This is a genomic window from Micromonospora sp. WMMD987 (genome assembly GCF_029581435.1).
Lineage (GTDB): Bacteria > Actinomycetota > Actinomycetes > Mycobacteriales > Micromonosporaceae > Micromonospora > Micromonospora rifamycinica.
Genome location: NZ_CP120861.1, coordinates 5,078,753 through 5,096,099, shown reverse-complemented (window position 1 = coordinate 5,096,099; position 17,347 = coordinate 5,078,753). Strand labels below are relative to the sequence as shown.

At 74.4% G+C, this 17,347-nt stretch carries 14 protein-coding genes; 10 read left to right on the top strand and 4 right to left on the bottom strand.

All coding sequences use genetic code 11. The features are described 5' to 3' along the window. Positions 1-67 precede the first annotated feature (67 nt). The 6 genes from O7612_RS21370 (at position 68) to O7612_RS21345 (ending at position 5,301) form a co-directional block, all read left to right on the top strand. Positions 68-1,153, top strand: a complete 1,086-nt coding sequence (locus O7612_RS21370) for a hypothetical protein (protein ID WP_282266892.1) — start codon at positions 68-70, stop codon at positions 1,151-1,153. After that, the gene (locus O7612_RS21365) at positions 1,154-1,924 is read left to right on the top strand and encodes a hypothetical protein (RefSeq protein WP_282266891.1); all 771 of its coding nucleotides are present in this window, start codon (positions 1,154-1,156) and stop codon (positions 1,922-1,924) included. A 200-nt stretch (positions 1,925-2,124) separates the two neighbouring features. After that, on the top strand, positions 2,125-2,493 hold the full coding sequence (locus tag O7612_RS21360) for a peptidase inhibitor family I36 protein (protein ID WP_282266890.1): 369 nt from the start codon (positions 2,125-2,127) through the stop codon (positions 2,491-2,493). A 210-nt stretch (positions 2,494-2,703) separates the two neighbouring features. Continuing rightward, a complete protein-coding gene (locus tag O7612_RS21355) occupies positions 2,704-4,056 on the top strand; it encodes a hypothetical protein (protein ID WP_282266889.1) in 1,353 nt (450 codons plus the stop codon). 159 nt (positions 4,057-4,215) lie between these two features. Continuing rightward, positions 4,216-4,650: a hypothetical protein gene (locus O7612_RS21350; RefSeq protein WP_282266887.1), complete on the top strand. Its 435-nt coding sequence runs from the start codon at positions 4,216-4,218 to the stop codon at positions 4,648-4,650. 315 nt (positions 4,651-4,965) lie between these two features. Then, positions 4,966-5,301: a DUF6204 family protein gene (locus O7612_RS21345; RefSeq protein ID WP_282266886.1), complete on the top strand. Its 336-nt coding sequence runs from the start codon at positions 4,966-4,968 to the stop codon at positions 5,299-5,301. A gap of 765 nt (positions 5,302-6,066) precedes the next feature. Here the strand turns inward: O7612_RS21345 and O7612_RS21340 are convergent. Beyond that, positions 6,067-6,282: a hypothetical protein gene (locus O7612_RS21340; RefSeq protein WP_282266884.1), complete on the bottom strand. Its 216-nt coding sequence runs from the start codon at positions 6,280-6,282 to the stop codon at positions 6,067-6,069. Between the two features lie 457 nt (positions 6,283-6,739). Between O7612_RS21340 and O7612_RS21335 the strand changes: the two genes are divergently transcribed. Then, the gene (locus O7612_RS21335; protein ID WP_282266882.1) at positions 6,740-8,230 is read left to right on the top strand and encodes a DUF3237 family protein; all 1,491 of its coding nucleotides are present in this window, start codon (positions 6,740-6,742) and stop codon (positions 8,228-8,230) included. A 100-nt stretch (positions 8,231-8,330) separates the two neighbouring features. Here the strand turns inward: O7612_RS21335 and O7612_RS21330 are convergent, their stop codons facing one another. After that, complete coding sequence (locus tag O7612_RS21330; RefSeq protein ID WP_282266880.1) at positions 8,331-9,281, bottom strand: FAD-dependent oxidoreductase; 951 nt, start codon at positions 9,279-9,281, stop codon at positions 8,331-8,333. A gap of 124 nt (positions 9,282-9,405) precedes the next feature. Here O7612_RS21330 and O7612_RS21325 point away from each other — a divergent pair, with 124 nt between their 5' ends. The 3 genes from O7612_RS21325 to O7612_RS21315 all read left to right on the top strand — a co-directional run bounded on the left by O7612_RS21325 (position 9,406) and on the right by O7612_RS21315 (position 13,660). Beyond that, entirely contained in the window at positions 9,406-10,464 is a 1,059-nt protein-coding gene (locus tag O7612_RS21325; protein WP_282266878.1) for a LysR substrate-binding domain-containing protein, read from the top strand. Between the two features lie 401 nt (positions 10,465-10,865). Next, positions 10,866-13,115: a M48 family metalloprotease gene (locus O7612_RS21320; protein ID WP_282273987.1), complete on the top strand. Its 2,250-nt coding sequence runs from the start codon at positions 10,866-10,868 to the stop codon at positions 13,113-13,115. 50 nt (positions 13,116-13,165) lie between these two features. Next, complete coding sequence (locus O7612_RS21315; protein WP_282266876.1) at positions 13,166-13,660, top strand: hypothetical protein; 495 nt, start codon at positions 13,166-13,168, stop codon at positions 13,658-13,660. A gap of 554 nt (positions 13,661-14,214) precedes the next feature. Here the strand turns inward: O7612_RS21315 and O7612_RS21310 are convergent. Together O7612_RS21310 and O7612_RS21305 are read right to left on the bottom strand one after the other, a co-directional pair. Then, positions 14,215-15,081 (bottom strand): aldo/keto reductase, encoded by an 867-nt coding sequence (locus O7612_RS21310; RefSeq protein ID WP_282266875.1) that lies wholly within the window; start codon positions 15,079-15,081, stop codon positions 14,215-14,217. A gap of 115 nt (positions 15,082-15,196) precedes the next feature. Beyond that, the gene (locus O7612_RS21305; RefSeq protein ID WP_282266872.1) at positions 15,197-17,323 is read right to left on the bottom strand and encodes a SpoIIE family protein phosphatase; all 2,127 of its coding nucleotides are present in this window, start codon (positions 17,321-17,323) and stop codon (positions 15,197-15,199) included. Between the last annotated feature and the right edge of the window lie 24 nt (positions 17,324-17,347).

The following is a 17,347-nucleotide window of genomic DNA, read 5'->3' as shown; positions in this document are numbered from 1 at the left end:
TGCGTCGTGACCCGGCGGGGCGTTAGGGTTCCCTGGTTTCGTCCGCGCGTCGGTGGGGGGGCAGTGGGTGGGCAGGCTCGCGTCCGCGTACGGGCAGGCGGTCGCCGTGCACCGGCAGGCCCGGCAGCGGTGGGCGGCGGCCGGCGCGGCGCTGGCCCGGCTGTCCCGGCAGCCCGTCCCGGAACCCACCGCCGACCTGGTCGCCCGGCTGGCCCGGCTGGCCAACACCCTGGCCGCCCCGTCGGCGTCCGGTGCGCCGGCGCCGGTGCGCATCGGGGAGGCGTCCACCGCGTACGGCCGGTTCCCGTTGCTGCTGCCGTTGGGTGCCGGCCGGCACCTGGCGGTCGACGGCGACGCCCGCGATCCCCGGGTGGCGGTGCTGCTGCGGGTGCTGGTGCTGCGGCTGCTCAGCACGGCCGCGCCGGGCACCGTGCGGGTGGTCGGCATCGACCCGGCCGCCTGGGGGGCCACCTTCCTCCCGCTGCGCCCGTTGCGGGACGTCGGGGTGCTCGGCGCTGTGGCCACCAACGGGGCGGAGATCGGCGTGCTGCTGGACGCCGCCGAGGCACACGCCCGCGCCGCCCGCCAGGCGGGCACGGGGTCGGGTGGCGCGGCATCGGATCGCACGGCATCGGAGGGCACGGGACCGGTCGGTGCGGCATCGGTCGGCGCTGGGCCGGTCGGCGCCGGGTCGGGCGGCACGGGGCCGGACGGCGGTGGGGTCGGTGGGCGGGCGGCGGAGCTGCTGCTGGTGGTGGCCGCGTCCGCGCCCGGCCCACGGGAGCTGGCCCGGCTCGCCGCGCTCACCCACGCCGGGCCGACCGCCGGGGTGTGCGTGCTGTTCGCCGGGCGCGCGGTGACCCCGCCCGGCCGGGCCGCACCCGCGCTGGGCGGCACCACCGAGGTACGTCTCGACGAACGCTACGCCCGCATCGGCGACCCGCCGGGGCAGCCGTTCAGCGACGACGGCACCGGGTTGGCCGTACCGGTGCTGCTCGACGACGATCCGCCCGCCTCGGCCGTCCGCGCGCTGGCCGACCGGCTGGGCGCGCGGGTGCGCCGGGACACCGCCGGGCCCCCGGCCGACCCGCTGCCCGGGCAGCGTCGGACCGGGTCCGCCCACGCCGGTCACCAGCCGGGGGAGGAGCGCTGAGTGGCCGACTACGACGAGTACGCGGCGACCGTCCGGCAGTTCTCCGCCCGGACCCGGGAGGGGGAGCGGGGCGCCGCCGCCGAGGCGGAACGCCGACGTGCCCTGCGCGCCGGGGTCGACCAGGTGGGCCAGCGGCTGGACGCCCAGGAGCAGCGCCTCGACCAGCTCGCCACGGCGGCCGGCCTGCCCCCGGTCGCCGCCGTCCCGCCGAGCCCGGTGGCTGGCCGTGCTCCCGGCTCCGGTCCGGCGATCGTCCCGCCGAGCCCGGCGGCTGACCGTGCTCCCGGCTCCGGTCCGGCGTCCGCCGCCGGTACGGACGGCGTCGCGACCGCCGGTACGGACGGCGACGTGGACGGCGATCCGGCGGTCGCGCTGGCGCAGGCCCGCCGCCTGGTCGACGAGGCGGACCGGCTGGGCGGGCAGGCCGAGGCGCTGGCCCGGCGGCCCGCGCTGCTGCCCACCTGGTCGCCGACGGCCCGCGCGGTCGCCGTCTACGTGAGCTGTGCCGCCGTCGGCGCGCTGGCCATGCTGGCGCTGGTGGTCGCCAACGGCTCCGGCCTGGTCGACGGCGTGACCCTCGGCGCGTTGACCTGCGCCGGGCTGCCGTTGATCTCCTTCGTCACCGGTTGGCTGGTACTCGGGCGCTGGGGACGACCGGCCCTGGCCGGTGCCGACACGTCCCGGTTCGCCCCGCTCGGTTTCGTGATCTGCGCCCTGCTGCTGCCGTCGACGTACTGTGTCGTCCTGCTGCTCGCCCGCTTCCTGGGCTGACCGTCCTGGATGGACCGGCCCGGAGGTCGCTCACCCGGCGGTACTGGAGTGGATCTGCGATGCTGACGGGCGTCGGCCCCCACCACGGTCGGACGCTCGCGGCGGGGACGCCTGCCCGGAGCGGACGACCACAGGGGAGGGACGGCCGGGGTCACCTCGACCGACGTGCCCCGCCGTGTTCACGATGAGACGAGAGCCCTATGCCATTGAGGAAAGTCATCGCCGCCGCGTCGATGGCGGCGGCGCTGGTGGGCGTCAGCGCCATGCCCGCCCAGGCGGCGACGGGTTACAACCGTTGCCCGCAGTTCAGGATGTGTGTGTTCACCGGCCCCAACGGCTCCGGCACCATGGCGTCCTTCGCCGTCGGTGACGGTGACCTGGGCGACAGCAACGGCCCGACCGGTATGAACAACAACATTGAGAGCTTCTACAACAACAGCGGTCACCACTGGGACTTCTGGGACCTGCCCGGCTACTCCGGCGACTTCCGGCACTCCGAGCCGTACGTCGGCGGCAAGAACTTCGGTTCCGCCTGGGACAACCGGGTCTCCTCCCTGCACGACTACTGACCGGCACCGCGCCCGCCCGCAGCCCGGGGAAACATCCCCGCGGCTGCGGGCGGGCCGCGTCCGTCCCGGGCCACACGGCGCAGTCGCGCCCGGCAGGGTGCCGCGGCCACCGTCGCCCGGCAGGGTGCCACGGCCACCGTCGCCCGGCGGTCGGGTGTCGGGTAGCGGACCCGGGCGAACGGTCCCGGCGCGGCCGGCAACCAACCAGGTATGACGACCCGACTCCAGACACCCGCCGCGCGACGCAGGACCGTCCTGCTTCGCCTGCACCGCCCGGTCGGCACCGCCGCCGCCGGCCTGACCCTGCTCGGCGGTCTCGCCGCCGGCATCACCCCTGCCGCCTCCGCCGCCGCACCGCCGGCCACCACCCGGATCAGCGTGGACAGCGTCGGCGGCCAGGCCGTCGAGTACCGCAGCGAGCCCTTCGGGATGAGCGCGGACGGCCGGTACGTCTCCTTCACCTCCGCCGCGCCGAACCTGGCACCGGACGACACCAACGACACCTGGGACGTGTTCGTCCACGACCGCCGGACCGGCACCACGGCCCGGGTCAGCCGGTCGACCACGGGGACTCCCGGCGACAGCTCCAGCCACGGCCAGGCGCTGAGCCCGGACGGCCGGTACGTCTCCTTCACCTCCGACGCCGGCAACCTGGTGCCCGGCGACACCAACGGGGCGTACGACGGTTTCGTCCACGACCGCCGGACCGGCGTCACCAGCCGGGTGACCCTGACCGACGGCGACGCCCAGGCCGATGGCCGCAGCTACGCACCGGTCATCAGCGCCGACGCCCGGTTCGTGGCGTTCGTCTCCGACGCCACCGACCTGGTGCCGGGTGACACCAACGGCGTCGCCGACGTCTTCCTGCGTGACCGGCTGGCGGGCACGACCGTCCGGGTCAGCGGCGCGAACGCCGACGCACCGTCGGACGCACCGGCGATCAGCGCGGACGGCCGGTTCGTGGCGTTCGTCTCCGAGGCGGCACTGGTCCCCGGCGACACCAACGGCGTGGCCGACGTGTTCCTCCGTGACCTGCGTACCGGCAGCCTCCGGCGGGTGAACCTGTCCGCCACCGGCGTCCAGGCGGACGCGCCCGCCGTCTCGCCGACGATGAGCGCGGACGGCCGGTTCGTGGCGTTCGTCTCCGATGCGGCCCTGGCCCCCGACGACACCAACGGCGTGACCGACGTGTACGTCCGCGACCTGCGCGCCGGCACCACCGTCCGGGCCAGCTCGACGGCCGGCGGCGGCCAGGCCGGCGGCGGCAGCTACGGCCCGGTGCTGAGCGCCGACGGCCGGTACGTCGTCTTCGCCTCCGATGCCACCGACCTGGTGGCGGGCGACACCAACGGCGCGTCCGACGTGTTCCTGCGGGACCTGCGCGCCGGCACGACCGTCCGGGCCAGCCTGACGGCCGACGGCGGGCAGGCCGACGGCGGCAGCGAATACGGGGTGGTCACCCGGGACGGCCGCCGGGTCGCCTTCGCCTCGGCGGCCACGAACCTGGTCCCCGGCGACACCAACGGCGTGACCGACGTGTTCCTGCGCCGGCTGCCCCGCTGATCCGGGCGGACACCGCGCCGGCGGCCCCGACCACCCGGGGTCGCCGGCGCTCCGGGCCGCACCTCGTCGTCCCCCGACCGCCGTGTCCGACCCTCTATCGTGGACGGCTCATCGAACGGTGCTGGTGCACCGACCGGACAGGGTGGAGGAGATGGTGTGATGGCGACGACCGGGCCGGGTGGGCGCGACGGCGGCGAGCTGGACGGGTTCCACGTCGGGTGGGTGCCGGCCGTGGCGGGCGACCTGGTGTCGGATTTCGCGTCCGAGTGGGAGGACGTCACCTTCGCCACCCGGGTCTGGGAACGTGCGGTCGAGGACGGTTACCAGGTGGACCTGCGGGTGCACGTGCTACGCGGGGACCGGCTTACCGACCTGGCGGAGCTGCGCGACTACCTGGCCGAATACCACGAACGCGATCCCGCCGACGGGCCGCTGACCGGGTTCGACCACGGTCAGGGGACCGGACTCGTCGGTGACGGTGAGGCGTTCTGGCTGGTGGGGCCGGGCCTGGCGGTCGACGTACTGGTGGACGTGGAGCGGTTCGGCGCGGACGCCGCACGTGTCGTCGCCGCATCGGTCGTCACCGCCGGCTGAGGGTCGAGGGAGGCGGTGGTCCTGGCGGCAGGCTGAGCCCGACGGGGATCCGTTCACCTTCGACCCGTGGCGCTCCCGTGTGCCGTTCGTGTCGGCACGATCGAACGTGTGGTGCGCCGGTGGCGTCGGGGTGTCGTCTTCGGAGGGGTGCGCTGCTGGGAAAAGCCGCGCGTTCCGGTGGCCCGCCGGGTACGGTCACCAGCGCACCCTGGCGGTCGGCCGGTGAGCGGTAACCGTCACCTGCCGCATTCCCCGCGCACCAGCCTGCCGCCCTTCCGATGTCGTCGCGCTCAGTAGGAGCCGGAGGTCCACACCATGGCCGCTAAGACCTACCAGGTCATCGTGCGCGGCAGGTTCGCGCCGCTCGATGACGCGCAGCGTGCCGCGCTGCTCGCCAGAGCGGACGAGCACGAGGTGTTCGGAGCGAAGTTCACCGAGGAGGGCACGGTGACCTACGAGCGGTCCCTGCTCGCGTTCACGTTCCGCTGCCTGATCCCGGCCACCGAGGAGGACGGGGAAGCGGTCGTGATCGGCCGGGCGGAAGCGCTGGCCGCAGCCGCCGTCGCGGACCTCGGTGCCGACCACCGTGATCTCCGGTCGGTGGCGACCGACCTCGACGACATCAAGATCCGCCACCGGGCACGCGGGTAACCGGTCGGACCGGTCATCGGCATTGCATATGCGTGGAGCTGCCCGGCTGGCCGCTGCTTCCGCAGCGCTCCCGGTGGTGAGGCGTAAACGCCGGTCGGGCCGATCCCGCGCATCCCGGGACCACCCCGTGTGCTTGACCGGCCCGGCGAGGTGCAGGATCGCGATGTCGTAGCCCTTTTCCGCCGACACCGCTTGCTGACTGATCCGAACCAGTCAATTAAATGCTCGATCGGGCGGCTGGCGGGGGTTGCTGGCGGCGCGGCGCAGCCGCCGACACGGCAGCCGGGCAGGATTCGATCCCGCCCCGCCGGGCCGCGTCCATGGCCTGGCGTGAGACCGGCTCATCGACGCGGACACCGGTACGGGACATGCCTGGAGGAGCGAAGGGTGACCACCTGCTCCGTGCGACGGGAGGACATCCGCGTCGAGCACGTCGAACGGGCCGGCGGGGAACAGGGGAGTCGAAGCCGGCAAACAGGAACTGCGCAACGCCCAGCTCCGACACCGCTCTGCCGAGACGGGCCACCCCGCGACACGCTGTTCCGCCGTACGCGCGCGGTTCGTCTCGTCGCCGGAAGGCCGACCCTCGGTCTATTTTGTGGAGAGTTCTTGTCGCCCTGACGACAAGAACTCTCCACAATCACTGCTGACCTCCGACGGCGGGGACGTTGCCGTCGGCGTCCGACCCGCTCACGCCAAGATCCGGCTGTGGCGCGTACGTCGGGGGTACCGGCCACGAATGGACGTGTGCCGAGGTGCGGCCGGTTACTCCGGGGCATCGTCCTCGGTGGGGCGCGGCGGGCGGTGCTTCCTGATCCACTCTTCGACGTCCACGGCCAGCCACACCTTCATGCCGCGTAGCTCCTGGTAGGGCCTCGGGAAGGTGGGATGCCGGGTGAGCTGCTGGAACCGCTGCCGCGAGACACCCATCCGTTGGGCGATCTCGTAGGAACCCATCAGCAGCACCGGGTCGCGACTCATGTCGCCGACGGTAGCGAGCCGTTTGCTTTCCGATCGGCTATTGCCGGCTGACTGAATCGCCACGAGGGGCCGTGTCGGCATGTCACGACGAGTGACCTACCGCGAGCATCTGCTGGCCACGGCGATGACGTCGGCGCGGCGGCACCGGCCGGCGTGGTCGTGGCGGCGGTGGCGGTTCGTCTGCCGGTGCGGCAACGAGCTGCCCTGCCGCTACCGGCACCGCCTCCCGATCAACCAGCGGCACTGGCCGAGCCCCCGGGTCCAGCTCAGAACCACCCCGCGCGGGTTCCCGCCTCCCGAACCGTCCCTTCGCCGCGACCCGCGCCGCCGGGTGTCCGGAGGGGCAATCGCCGCAGCTTAATCGAGATACATCGATTGACAGAAGTTTGTCCGATCGGGACACTGGTTGAAACATAACCGTGCGTGCAGGCGTGGCACTGTCGATCCGGGAGGACAGATGAGGCTCGTACACTCTCGGCCCCTGCTCGTGGGAGCGCTCGCCGCCACCACCCTGGTCGGCGTCGTCGGCGTCGCCAGCTCGGCCTCCGCCGCCACCGGCTGCCGGGTGACCTACACCGTCACCAGCCAGTGGAGCGGCGGCTTCGGGGCCAACGTCGCGGTCACCAACCTCGGCGACCCGCTCAACGGCTGGCAGCTCACCTGGTCGTTCACCGCCGGGCAGCAGATCACCCAGTACTGGAACGGCACCGCCAGCCAGAACGGCGGCCGGGTCACCGTCGGCAACACCACCTGGAACGCCGCGCTCGGCACCGGGGCGAGCACCTCGTTCGGCTTCAACGGCTCGTGGAACAACGCCAGCAACCCGCAGCCGACCGACTTCGCGCTCAACGGCACCCCCTGCACCGGCAGCACCACCACGCCGACGCCGACCACGCCCACCCCGGGAACCCCGCCTCCGACCACCCCGCCCCCCACCACGCCGCCACCGACCACACCACCGCCGACCACGCCACCGCCACCCACCCCGAGCACCACCCCGAGCGGCGCGGAGGCGACCATCGTGCCCGACCCGTCCTGGAACTGCGGCCGGTCCACCGGCATCGTGCCCCCGACCCGTGGCCGACTGGTCTTCCGTGCCGCCGCCCAGCTCGGCGCGATCCGCGACGTCGGCGTCACGCCGTACGGCCACCGCCGGATCCTCGACATCCGGGGCGGCACGGTCACCGGGGACCGGATCAACGGCAGCATCCTCACCGGTGCCCTCGACCTCGAACTCACCCTGAGCAACGGCGCGACCGAGCTGGAGCAGGTCGCCATCCTGCGCACCACCGACGGCACCCCGATCTACCTGCGCACCTGCGGTGTGGCGCCGGCCGGCGACGCCACCGTCCGGATCGTGCCCGACTTCGAGGCCCCGAACTCCAGCCCGTACGCCTGGTTGAACACCGGCACCTACGTCGGCACCCGGACGGTCGACACCGCGACGAACACCCTGAGCCTGGCCGTCTACGACGTCGCCGGGGTGTCCCCGGCCGACCCGCGCGTGCAGCTACGCGACCCGGCCGGGGCGGCCAACCAGCCGTGGGACTGCCTGACCGGCAGCGGCAGCCGGGGCGCGGCGGTGTTCACCGAGACCGTCACACTCGGGGCCAGCGTCTCGGTCGGGGCCAGCAAGCGCGGCACCCGCAACATCATCCCCATCACCGGCGGTACGGTGACCGGCCGGGTGACCGGCACCGTCCTGCCTGGCGGCGCGGACTACCAGCTCATCGGCGCGACCAGCACACTGGACGCCCGGTACGTGCTGTCCACCAACGACCGGGAGCTGATCCTGGTCCGCAACTGCGGGGCGTTCGGCCGGCTGGTGCCGACCTTCGAGGCCCGCGCTGCCGGCCCGTACGCCTTCCTCAACGCCAACAGCTGGCTGAGTTCCGACCCGGGTTCCGCCCCGGGCGGCGTGAGCATCACCTTCTACGAACGCCGGTGACGTGGGGGAGGGCGGTGGACCGTCCTCCGCCCCGGCACCCGGCCCCGCCCCACGGTCCCCACCTGGTGGGGCGGGGCCGGGTCGCACCCCGCCCGGCCGGTCAGCCGTCCAGCGCCAGCCGGGCCACCTCGTCCGCGCAACCCCAGGCCAGGGTCACCCCCGCGCCCCCGTGACCGTACGCGTGCACCAGCCGCCGTCCCGGCGTCGAACCGGCCTGCACCGCCACCCTCGGCCCACCGTGCCGGGCCGGGCGCAGCCCCACCCGCACCCCGAGCACCGGAGCATCGGCCAGCTCCGGCACCAGCGCCACGCACCGGTCCCGGATCGCCGCCGAGGTGGCCGGATCCGGGCCGGTGTCCCACTCGCCAGGCTCGAAGGTGCCGCCGAGCACCACGTCGTGCCGGCGCGGGTGCACGTAGGTGATGCCGGCCGGGTTCTCCTCGTCGCGTACCGAGGTGGTCAGGCCGGGGTTCGCCACCAGCACCAGGTGCCCGCGTACCGGGTGCACGGCCGGATCGTCGGCGAGCCGGCCGGCGGCCAGCCCGGTGGCGTTGACCACGGTGGGGGCGAGGGCGAAACCGTCGGCGAGCCGGTCCAGCCGGCCGGTCCTGACCACCCCGCCGGCGGCCGTGAACCGGTCCCGCAGCCAGCCCAGGTACGGCGACATCTCCACTGTCGGCGCGGTGAACCGCAACTCCGTCGTGTACGGCCCGGAGCCCGGTTCGGCGACCAGGTCGCCGGTGGCCGCCGCCCACCACGGCGGACCACCCCCCGGCCGGCGCAGCAGCATCCGGGTCGGCCGGGCCACCACCCCCGGCACCCCGGTGGCGGCCTGCCAGCTCAGCTCCGCGTGGGTCTCGGTGGCCCAGCGCAGCACGCGGGGATCGACTTCGGTGTGGCTGGGATACCAGACGGCGGCAGCCACCGCCGACACCGTGTCGTCGGGCGGGTCGGCCGTCAGCAGGGTCACCCGGGCACCCCGCTCCCGCAGCCGCACCGCCGCCGTCAACCCGATGATCCCGCCCCCGACCACGAGTACCTTCATCCCCATCGTCGACCTCCCCGTCGGTGCCGCCCCGGACCGAGCGGCCGGACCTGGATCGTCTCCCCGGGCCGACGGTCCGGTCCAAGACAGAACCGACGGCCGGCGATAAGCCGCACTTATCGTTACCGGGATGGGGACCTCACCGACCGGCGGCCCGGCCCGGCCGGAGCGGGCCTGGCCGGAGCGGGCCTGGCCGGAGCGGGCCTGGCCGGATCGGGACCGGCCGGATCGGGACCGGCCGGATCGGGACATGCCGGCGCATGGTCGGCTGCCGGGCGACCCGGCCGGGCGGCAGCCGGCACCCGACGGCGGGGACCTGCGCCGGTGGCGGTACTTCGTGGTGCTCGCCGAGGAGTTGCACTTCACCCGGGCCGCGGCCCGGCTGCGGATCGCCCAACCGGCGCTCAGCCAGCAGATCCGTGCCCTCGAACGGCAGCTCGGGGTGACCCTGCTGCACCGCGACAGCCACGGCTGCACGCTGACCGGGGTGGGCGCGCAGGTGGCCGGGGAGGCCCGTCGGTTGCTCGCCGAGGTGGACGCCGCGACCGCCCGGATCCGCGACCTGGTCGGTGGGCGCGGCGGCCGGCTGCGGCTGGCGTACACCCGGTCGGCCCGGGGCGGTCGGGTCGACGCGTTGGTGGCCCGGTTCCGGGCGGCCCATCCCGAGGTGGAGGTGGTCCCCGAGACCGGCTGGACGGCACCGAACGTGACCGGGCTGCTCACCGGCCGGCTCGACGTCGCCTTCGTCCGTCCGCCGTTGCCGGAGGCGGGCCTGACCTGCCGTACCGTCGACCGGGAGGAGCTGTTGTTCGCGGTGCCGGCGGAGCATCCGCTCGCGGGCGGTCGTGGCCGGGTGCGCCGGGCCGAGGTGGCCGGCCTGCCCGCGGTGATGTGGCCCCGGGAGAACGGCCCCGGCATGTTCGACCGCACCATCGCCCAGGTCTGGCCCGACGGCGGTTTCCACCTGGTCCGGCAGGAACCCGACGACGAGCAGCTGCTGCGCGCGGTGGCCGACGGTGACGTGGTCGCGGCCGTGCCCGCCGGCCGGGCCCGCGCCCTGAAGGTGCCGGGGGTACGCCTGCGGCGCTTCGCCGCCCCGGTGCCGACCGTCGACGTGGCCCTCGCCTGGCGGACCGACACCACCAACCCCGCGGTACGCCGACTCGCCGCCCTGCTCGCCACGGGCTGATCCGGCGATCCGCTGCGCCCCGGCATGGTCTGATCCGGCGTCCCGCCGCGCTCCTCGCCGCCCTCTGATCCGCCGACTCGCCGGTCCTTACCGCTCGCTGCCCCGCCGCGTCGCCGTGCTCCTTGTCGCTGTCTGATCCGCCGGCTCGCCGTTGCCGGACCCGGCGGGCACCGGCGCGCTCGGACGGATATCCGACAATGGGCCGGCACGCCGGTCGAGCGGGCGAATGTGAATCGCCGGCCGCATTCGCAACGAGTAATGTGCTGCCTCCCACGGCCGTGACGGACCACCGTGTTCGTGGAATCGTCCCACCCTGTTCATGGGTCGTTTCGCCGTGTCCCCGGAATCGTCCTGCCGATCGGCAGGAGACGCTGTAGTCGAGGAGCCCCGACGTGTCCGACATGGACAGCGCCCCGCAGTTCAGCAGCGGGGCCGATCCCGCCCTGGCGCAAACCCGGACCGAGACCCCGGCCGCGCCGGCCGCCGCATCACCGACCGCGCCACCCACCGCGTCGCCCGCCGACGAAGCCGGTGACCGGTTCGCCCATCGGCCGCCCGGCTATCCCAGCGCCCTGGTCTGGCTGCGGGCTGGCATCGTGCGTGACTGGCGTGGGGTGCTCGGCTCGTTCCTGGCCACCTGGCTGTACGTGCCGTTGGCGCTGGTGTCGGCCCTCTGGTGCGGCCTCGCCCTCGGCCTCTACGGGCTGATCGCCGGGGGCACCCAGTCCGAGGAGGCGGTGCCCGAGCTGCTGCGGGACGCGCCGCTGGTCGGGCCGCTGCTGGACGCCTTCGTGACGCGCTCCGGCGGGGTGGTCGGCGGATTCGCCGGATTCGTGGTGGGCGCGCTCGCCGGTTTCCTGGTCGTGCTGGTGCTGCCCTGGCGTAACGCCTTCGACGAGCCGGCGAACCTGTTCACCGGGCTGGCCGGAATGGTGGTGGCCGCCGGTCTGGTGGGGGTGCTCTACACCGTCGGGCGGGTGCTGTTGGAGCCGTGGCTGCTGGGTGTCTCCGGCGCGCGTCCGCTCAGCCGCCGCGAGGCGGAACGGTTGCGTCCGCTGCTGACCGACTGCGCGGCCCGGCTCGGCCTGCCCGGTGAACCCCGGCTGCTGATCGAGGACGACCCGGTGCTGACCAACGCCCGCGCGTACGCCCGGCACGTGGTGGTGAGCACCGCCGTGCTGGACTGCACCGACGAGGAGATCGCCGCGCTGCTCAGCCACGAACTCGTGCACTGGCGGACGGGCGACGAGGTGACCAGCGCGTTCATCCGGGGCGTCGGCCTGCCGCTGGTGCTGGTGCACGCGCTGCCGGCCTGGCTGATGCGCCGGTTCCCGCACCCGGCCACCGACTTCGTGGTGTTCCTGTTCTTCTGGCCGGTGCTGCTCACCATGCGCTACCTCGTGCTGCCCTGCCACCGCCGCGACGTGCGGGCCGCCGAGTACCGGGCCGACGCCGGTGCGGTGCTCGCCGGGCACCGGGAGGGGATGCGCGCCATGCTGGAGCGGCGGCGCTCCTTCGAGACCGGCCGCAGCGGCTGGGACGAGGCGGTCTGCGCCACCCACCCGCCGTCCGAGCTGCGCCTGGACCGGCTGGACCGGCCGGCCCCGGACCCGACCACCGACCCCGCGGCCACCGCGCGCGGCCTCGACGGCCTGTTCGGCGCTCCGACGACGGTGGCGATCGGCTCCCGCCGGGCGCTGCTGCTGGTCGGCGCGCTGGTGCTGGTGAGCTGCCTGGGCGGTGCTTTGACGGCGGCCCAGTGGGCGTTCTTCCGCCCCCAGGCGGCGGTCGGCGACTACTTCGAGGCCCTCGACGACCACGACGGCGAGGGCGCGCTCGCCCTGCTCACCCCCGAGGCACGAGCGGCGGCGGGCGACGGTGGGCAACTCGCCCGGATGCTGTCGGCCAAGGGCTACCAGCCGCCCGACGCGGTGTCCGTGACCGCTGTGGAACGCGACGGCGACGAGGCGGTCGCCACGGTCGCGTACACCCTCGGCGGGCGGAAGCTCACCGCCGAACTGCCGTTGCGCCGCGACGACTCGGCCGTGCTCGGGCTGTTCCACCGCTGGCGGATCGACGCCGCTCCGGCGACCCTGAACCTGCCCGGTGGTCCGGCCCCGCTGACCGTCAACGGGGTGCCCGCACCCACCGGCGACGAGTGGGTGACGGTGCCGCTGCTGCCCGGGGCGTACACGGTGGCGGGGGAGAGCAACGTGCTCAGCGAGACGGCCTCGCGGGTGGTCTACGTCGTACCCGGGCAGCAGAGCGTGAGCGGCGCGGAGCTGACGCCCACGCTGCGACCCGAGGCGCAGGCGGCCGCGGAACAGAGTGTGCGGTCCTACCTGGACGGCTGCGCGGCGCAGGCGGTGGCCGCGCCGCCGGGCTGCCCGCTGCGGTACTACAGCGGCGGTGCGACGGTGAAGAAGATCGCCTGGAAGATCACCGAGTACCCGACGATCGAGCTGACCCTGACCGGCCCGACCACCGCCCGGGTCTCCACCGTGTACGAGGCGCAGGGGTCGGCGCGGGCCACCGGCAGCACCGTCGGCTACTTCGGGACGACCCCGTTCACCGAGAACGAGAGGTTCGGGGTGAGCGGCGTGCTGTCGGTGGTCGACGGCAAGCTGACCTTCCAGCCCGGCGACGACTGAGCCGTCCGGTGCGGACCACCCCACAGGCGACCACCGAAACGGAGACCGAGATGACCGCCCCCCGCTCCGACGCGCCGGCCCGGCTGGTGCTGGCCCCGCGCGCCGCCGGCCTGCAGCGGACGCCGCTGCTGACCTGGCTGCACCGTGACCCGAGGTACCGCGCCGTGGTGCGTGACGCGGGGCGGGCCGGCGGCCGGGCCGGCTTCAGCGACGCGGTGATCATCGCGGTGGTCGCCCAGGGGCTGCTGCCCGGACTGTTCAACCTGGTGCAGAGCTGGGTGGACCAGCAGCGTACCGAGGTGAGCATCCGGTTGCAGGTCGGCGACTCCGAGGTGGAGCTACAGGTCAGCGGTCGGACCGACCCGACGAAGCTGCTGGACCAGGCGCAGCGGGCGTTGGACCCCGACCGGGCGCAGCGGGTGTCGGACGCGGACGGGGCGCAGCGGGTGTCGGACTCGGGTGGGACGCAGCGGGCGTTGGAGCAGGACCGGGCCGAGCGGGCGCTGGACCGACAGGGGCAGGCGGGGGACGCCGCCGAGCGGTGAGGCGGCCGGGGCGCGGCCAGGGCGCGGCCAGGGCCGTCGTGCCCGCTGCGGGTGGTCGGCTACCTCGGCCTGATGTTCGACGGTGGCACACAACCGGTGGTCCGCCAGGCGCTCACCGGTATCACGATCGACCGGAGTCGGCGATGCGGTGGTCGTGTGCCGTGCACCTGGGCCGGGGACGATTCACCAAGAGAGTTCTCATGCCTGTCAGGCATATTTATGCCTGACAGGCATGAGGGTCGCTCGGCAGATGGTGGTCCGGCGCGACACGCCGGCACGAACCCCAGATGGCGGTCCGTCGCCAACGGCCGTCGCCAACGGCCGTCACCACGGGGGTCACCAACGGCCGGCACCAACCGCCGGTGCGAACCGCCGGTGCGACGCGCCGGAGCGAACTGCTGGCGCGATACGCCGACACGAACCGCCGACACGAACCGCTGGCGCGAACGCCTGGCCCGAAGCGTCGGCGCGACGCGCTGGGGCGAACCGCGCTGTCGGCCGCCCGCCGCGTCGGGTCAGGCGGCCCTGGCCAGCGCCTGGTACTCCGCGTCGGGTCAGGCGGCCCTGGCCAGCGCCTCGTACTCCGCGTCGGTGAGCTGGACCTGCGCGGCGGCCACGTTCTCCTCCAGGTGACCGACCGAGGACGTACCCGGGATGGGGAGCATGACCGGCGAGCGGCGCAGCAGCCAGGCGAGCGCGAGCTGCGCGGGCGTCGCCTCGTGGTCGGTGGCGATGGCGTCCAGCGGGCCGCCCGGCTTGGCCAGGTTGCCGGTCGCGATCGGGAACCACGGGATGAACGCCAGGTCGTTGCGCTCGCAGTGGTTCAGGACGTCCTCAGCGCTGCGGTCGGCCAGGTTGTAGAGGTTCTGCACCGACACGATCGGGGTGACCTGCTGGGCCGCCTCGATCTGCGCGACGGTCACCTCGGACAGCCCGATGTGCCGGATCTTGCCCTCCTGCTGGAGCAGGGCCAGCTCGCCGAGCTGGTCGGCCAGCGGCACCTTCGCGTCGATCCGGTGCAGCTGGTAGAGGCCGATCGACTCCAGCCCCAGGTGCCGCAGGCTCAGCTCGCACTGCTGACGCAGGTACTCCGGCCGCCCCACCGGCCGCCAGTCGCCCGGCCCGGAGCGGGTCAGGCCGGCCTTCGTCGCGATGACCAGGTCGTCGGCGTACGGGTGCAGCGCCTCCCTGATCAGCAGCTCCGAGACGAACGGCCCGTACGAGTCGGCGGTGTCGATGAACGTGACCCCCAGCTCGTACGCCCGGCGCAACACCCGGACCGCCTCGGCCGGGTCCTTCGGATCACCCCACACCCCCGGCCCGGTGATCTGCATGGCCCCGTAGCCGAGCCGGTCCACCTGGAGGTCGCCCCCGATCCGGTAGGTGCCGGACGCCTTCGCGGGCTGTGCGCTGGAACCCATGAGTCTTACCCCGATCCTGTGCGTTGTCGTCAGCGGCAAATCTAGTCACCGCCTCCCTGGCTTTCCCGAAGATCGCCATCGGGAACACCCACGGGACCGGTGTGGCCACCGACACTCACCCCGCGTGCCGGATGACCACCAACGCCTGGTCGTCGTCGGAGCCGGAGAGCTTGCTCAGGATGGTGTCCGCGATGACCTCCACCGGCTGGTCACGCACCGGCACGATCACCTCGTGCAACGCCGCCACCCCGGCCTCGTACGCCTGGTCCCGCCGCTCCACCAGCCCGTCGGTGTACGCCACCAGCAGGTCACCCGGACCGAACGCCACGGTGGTCACCGGCACCGGGTCGCGGACCAGCCCCAGCGGTAGCGAGTGCCCCGTCCAGACCGTCTCCGGCGGCTGCCCCGGCCGCAGCAGCACCGGGTGGGGGTGCCCCACCCGGGCGATCTGCGCGACACCGGCGACCGGGTCGACGACCATCGCCAGACAGGTGCCGAGGAACCCGACCCCGAGCAGCCCGGTCAGCCGGGGGAACACCTCGGCCAGCGGCACCCCGGACCGGATCAGGGTGTTCACCACCGTGCGGAGCTGCGCCATGTCGGCCGCCGCCTCGACCTGGTGGCCCACCACGTCCCCGACCACCACGGCCAGCCGGCCCTCGTCCAGGTCCACCAGGTCGTACCAGTCCCCGCCCAGGTGCAGGCCGCTCATCGCCGGCTGGTACCGGGTGGCCAGCTCCAGCCCGGGCGAGCCGACCGTGTCCGAGGCCCGCAGCCGACCCGCCAACCGGGTCACCAGGTTGTGCTCGGCGGCGGCCAGCCGGACCCGTTCCAGGGTCTGCTCGCACAGGTCGGCGATGGTGTCCAGCAGCGCCAGGTCGTCGTCGTGCAGCGGCCGTTCCCGGGGCCAGCCGAAGCCCAGCGCGGCGATGGGCCGCCGGGAGGCGTCCAGCAACGGCAACGCCACCGTGGTCACCATGCCGTACTCCCCGGCCGGGTCCGGCAGGCCCGGATGGCGGGCGGCGAACTCGGCCCGGTTGCGCAGGATGATCCGCTCACCGGTGCGCAGCGCGCGGGCGATCGGTCGCGGGTCGTCGATGGTCAGGTCGTCGAAGGTGGCGACCAGGCCGGTCGGCAGCTCCCCGTGCCACAGCCGCAGCCGCCGGCCCTCGTCCCGCATCGCCAGGCCGGGCAGGGCCGCGCCGAGCGCCATCGGCGCGGCGTCCAGGATCACCTCGATCGCCTCGGCGGTCGACCGGGTGACACTGAGCCGGGCGGCGAACTCCGCCATCGCCCGCGCCGACCCGGTCAGCTCGGCCCGCCGTAACGCCTGACTGCACAGGCCCGCCACCGCGTCGAGCAGGGTACGACGGGCCTCCTCGTCGGCGACCGGCCCGGACCACCGCACCTCGAGCGCGCCGAGCACCGCCCCGCCGCCGTCCCGCAGCGGCAGGCAGACCCCGTCGGGCAGCGGCACGGGCGTCTCCTCGCGTACCACCCGGGCCAGCGGCTCGTCGTCGGCGACCGCCAGCCGGGACGGCCCGTCGCCACCGGTCACCGTCAGGTCCAGCGCACCCGCGGTGGCCACCGCGACCCGGACCTCGGCGGCCCCGACCAGTGCCGGGGTGACCGTGGTGACGACCTCCGTCACCGCCGACCGGTTCCCGGCGGCGCTGAGCGCCCCGGCGAGCCGGGCCAGTCCCTCGGCCTGCCGCAGCGCCCGCCGCCGGTCGCCGGCCCGCTGCGCGGGGACGTCCGCCGCCACCGGTGCGTCGGCGACCGTGGTGAAGACCCCGCCGGGCCGGCCGAGCACGTCGACGACCGGAGCCGACGAGCAGACCAGCCGGCGTCGACCCGGACCGGCGTCGACGTCACGTTCGTGCCGGCAGGTGACCCGGGCGGCGGTCAGCACCTCGGTCAGCGCCGGCACGGCGTCCGGCCAGACCGCGGTGCCCGGCCGACCCGGCGGCTCCCGCCCGGCCGGGTCGAACAGCGCCAGGTACCCGTCGTTGGGCAGCAGCACGAGTTCCGGCCCCCACCAGACCGCCGCCGGGGTCGGGGTGTGCAGGCAGATGGTGAGGGCGGTGCGCAGGCTCTGCGGCCAGGAGTCCAGCGGCCCGAGCGGGGTGGCCGTCCAGTCGTGCCCGACGATCCGCCGGCCGGCGCGACCGGCGCAGGAGAGGAGCTCCCGCCAGCGGGCGTCGTCCGGCGGCCGGGGGCCGACGGTGGCGGAGCGAGTCATGTTCGGGACCTCCGCTCGGCGGAT

Bases quoted from the DNA above. Each gene is read 5' to 3' on its own strand.
- O7612_RS21305 (WP_282266872.1), bottom strand. From the start codon at position 17,323: ATGACTCGCTCCGCCACCGTCGGCCCCCGGCCGCCGGACGACGCCCGC.
- O7612_RS21360 (WP_282266890.1), top strand. From the start codon at position 2,125: ATGCCATTGAGGAAAGTCATCGCCGCCGCGTCGATGGCGGCGGCGCTG.
- O7612_RS21325 (WP_282266878.1), top strand. From the start codon at position 9,406: ATGGGGACCTCACCGACCGGCGGCCCGGCCCGGCCGGAGCGGGCCTGG.
- O7612_RS21320 (WP_282273987.1), top strand. From the start codon at position 10,866: ATGGACAGCGCCCCGCAGTTCAGCAGCGGGGCCGATCCCGCCCTGGCG.
- O7612_RS21335 (WP_282266882.1), top strand. From the start codon at position 6,740: ATGAGGCTCGTACACTCTCGGCCCCTGCTCGTGGGAGCGCTCGCCGCC.
- O7612_RS21315 (WP_282266876.1), top strand. From the start codon at position 13,166: ATGACCGCCCCCCGCTCCGACGCGCCGGCCCGGCTGGTGCTGGCCCCG.
- O7612_RS21345 (WP_282266886.1), top strand. From the start codon at position 4,966: ATGGCCGCTAAGACCTACCAGGTCATCGTGCGCGGCAGGTTCGCGCCG.
- O7612_RS21330 (WP_282266880.1), bottom strand. From the start codon at position 9,281: ATGGGGATGAAGGTACTCGTGGTCGGGGGCGGGATCATCGGGTTGACG.
- O7612_RS21340 (WP_282266884.1), bottom strand. From the start codon at position 6,282: ATGAGTCGCGACCCGGTGCTGCTGATGGGTTCCTACGAGATCGCCCAA.
- O7612_RS21350 (WP_282266887.1), top strand. From the start codon at position 4,216: ATGGCGACGACCGGGCCGGGTGGGCGCGACGGCGGCGAGCTGGACGGG.
- O7612_RS21310 (WP_282266875.1), bottom strand. From the start codon at position 15,081: ATGGGTTCCAGCGCACAGCCCGCGAAGGCGTCCGGCACCTACCGGATC.
- O7612_RS21355 (WP_282266889.1), top strand. From the start codon at position 2,704: ATGACGACCCGACTCCAGACACCCGCCGCGCGACGCAGGACCGTCCTG.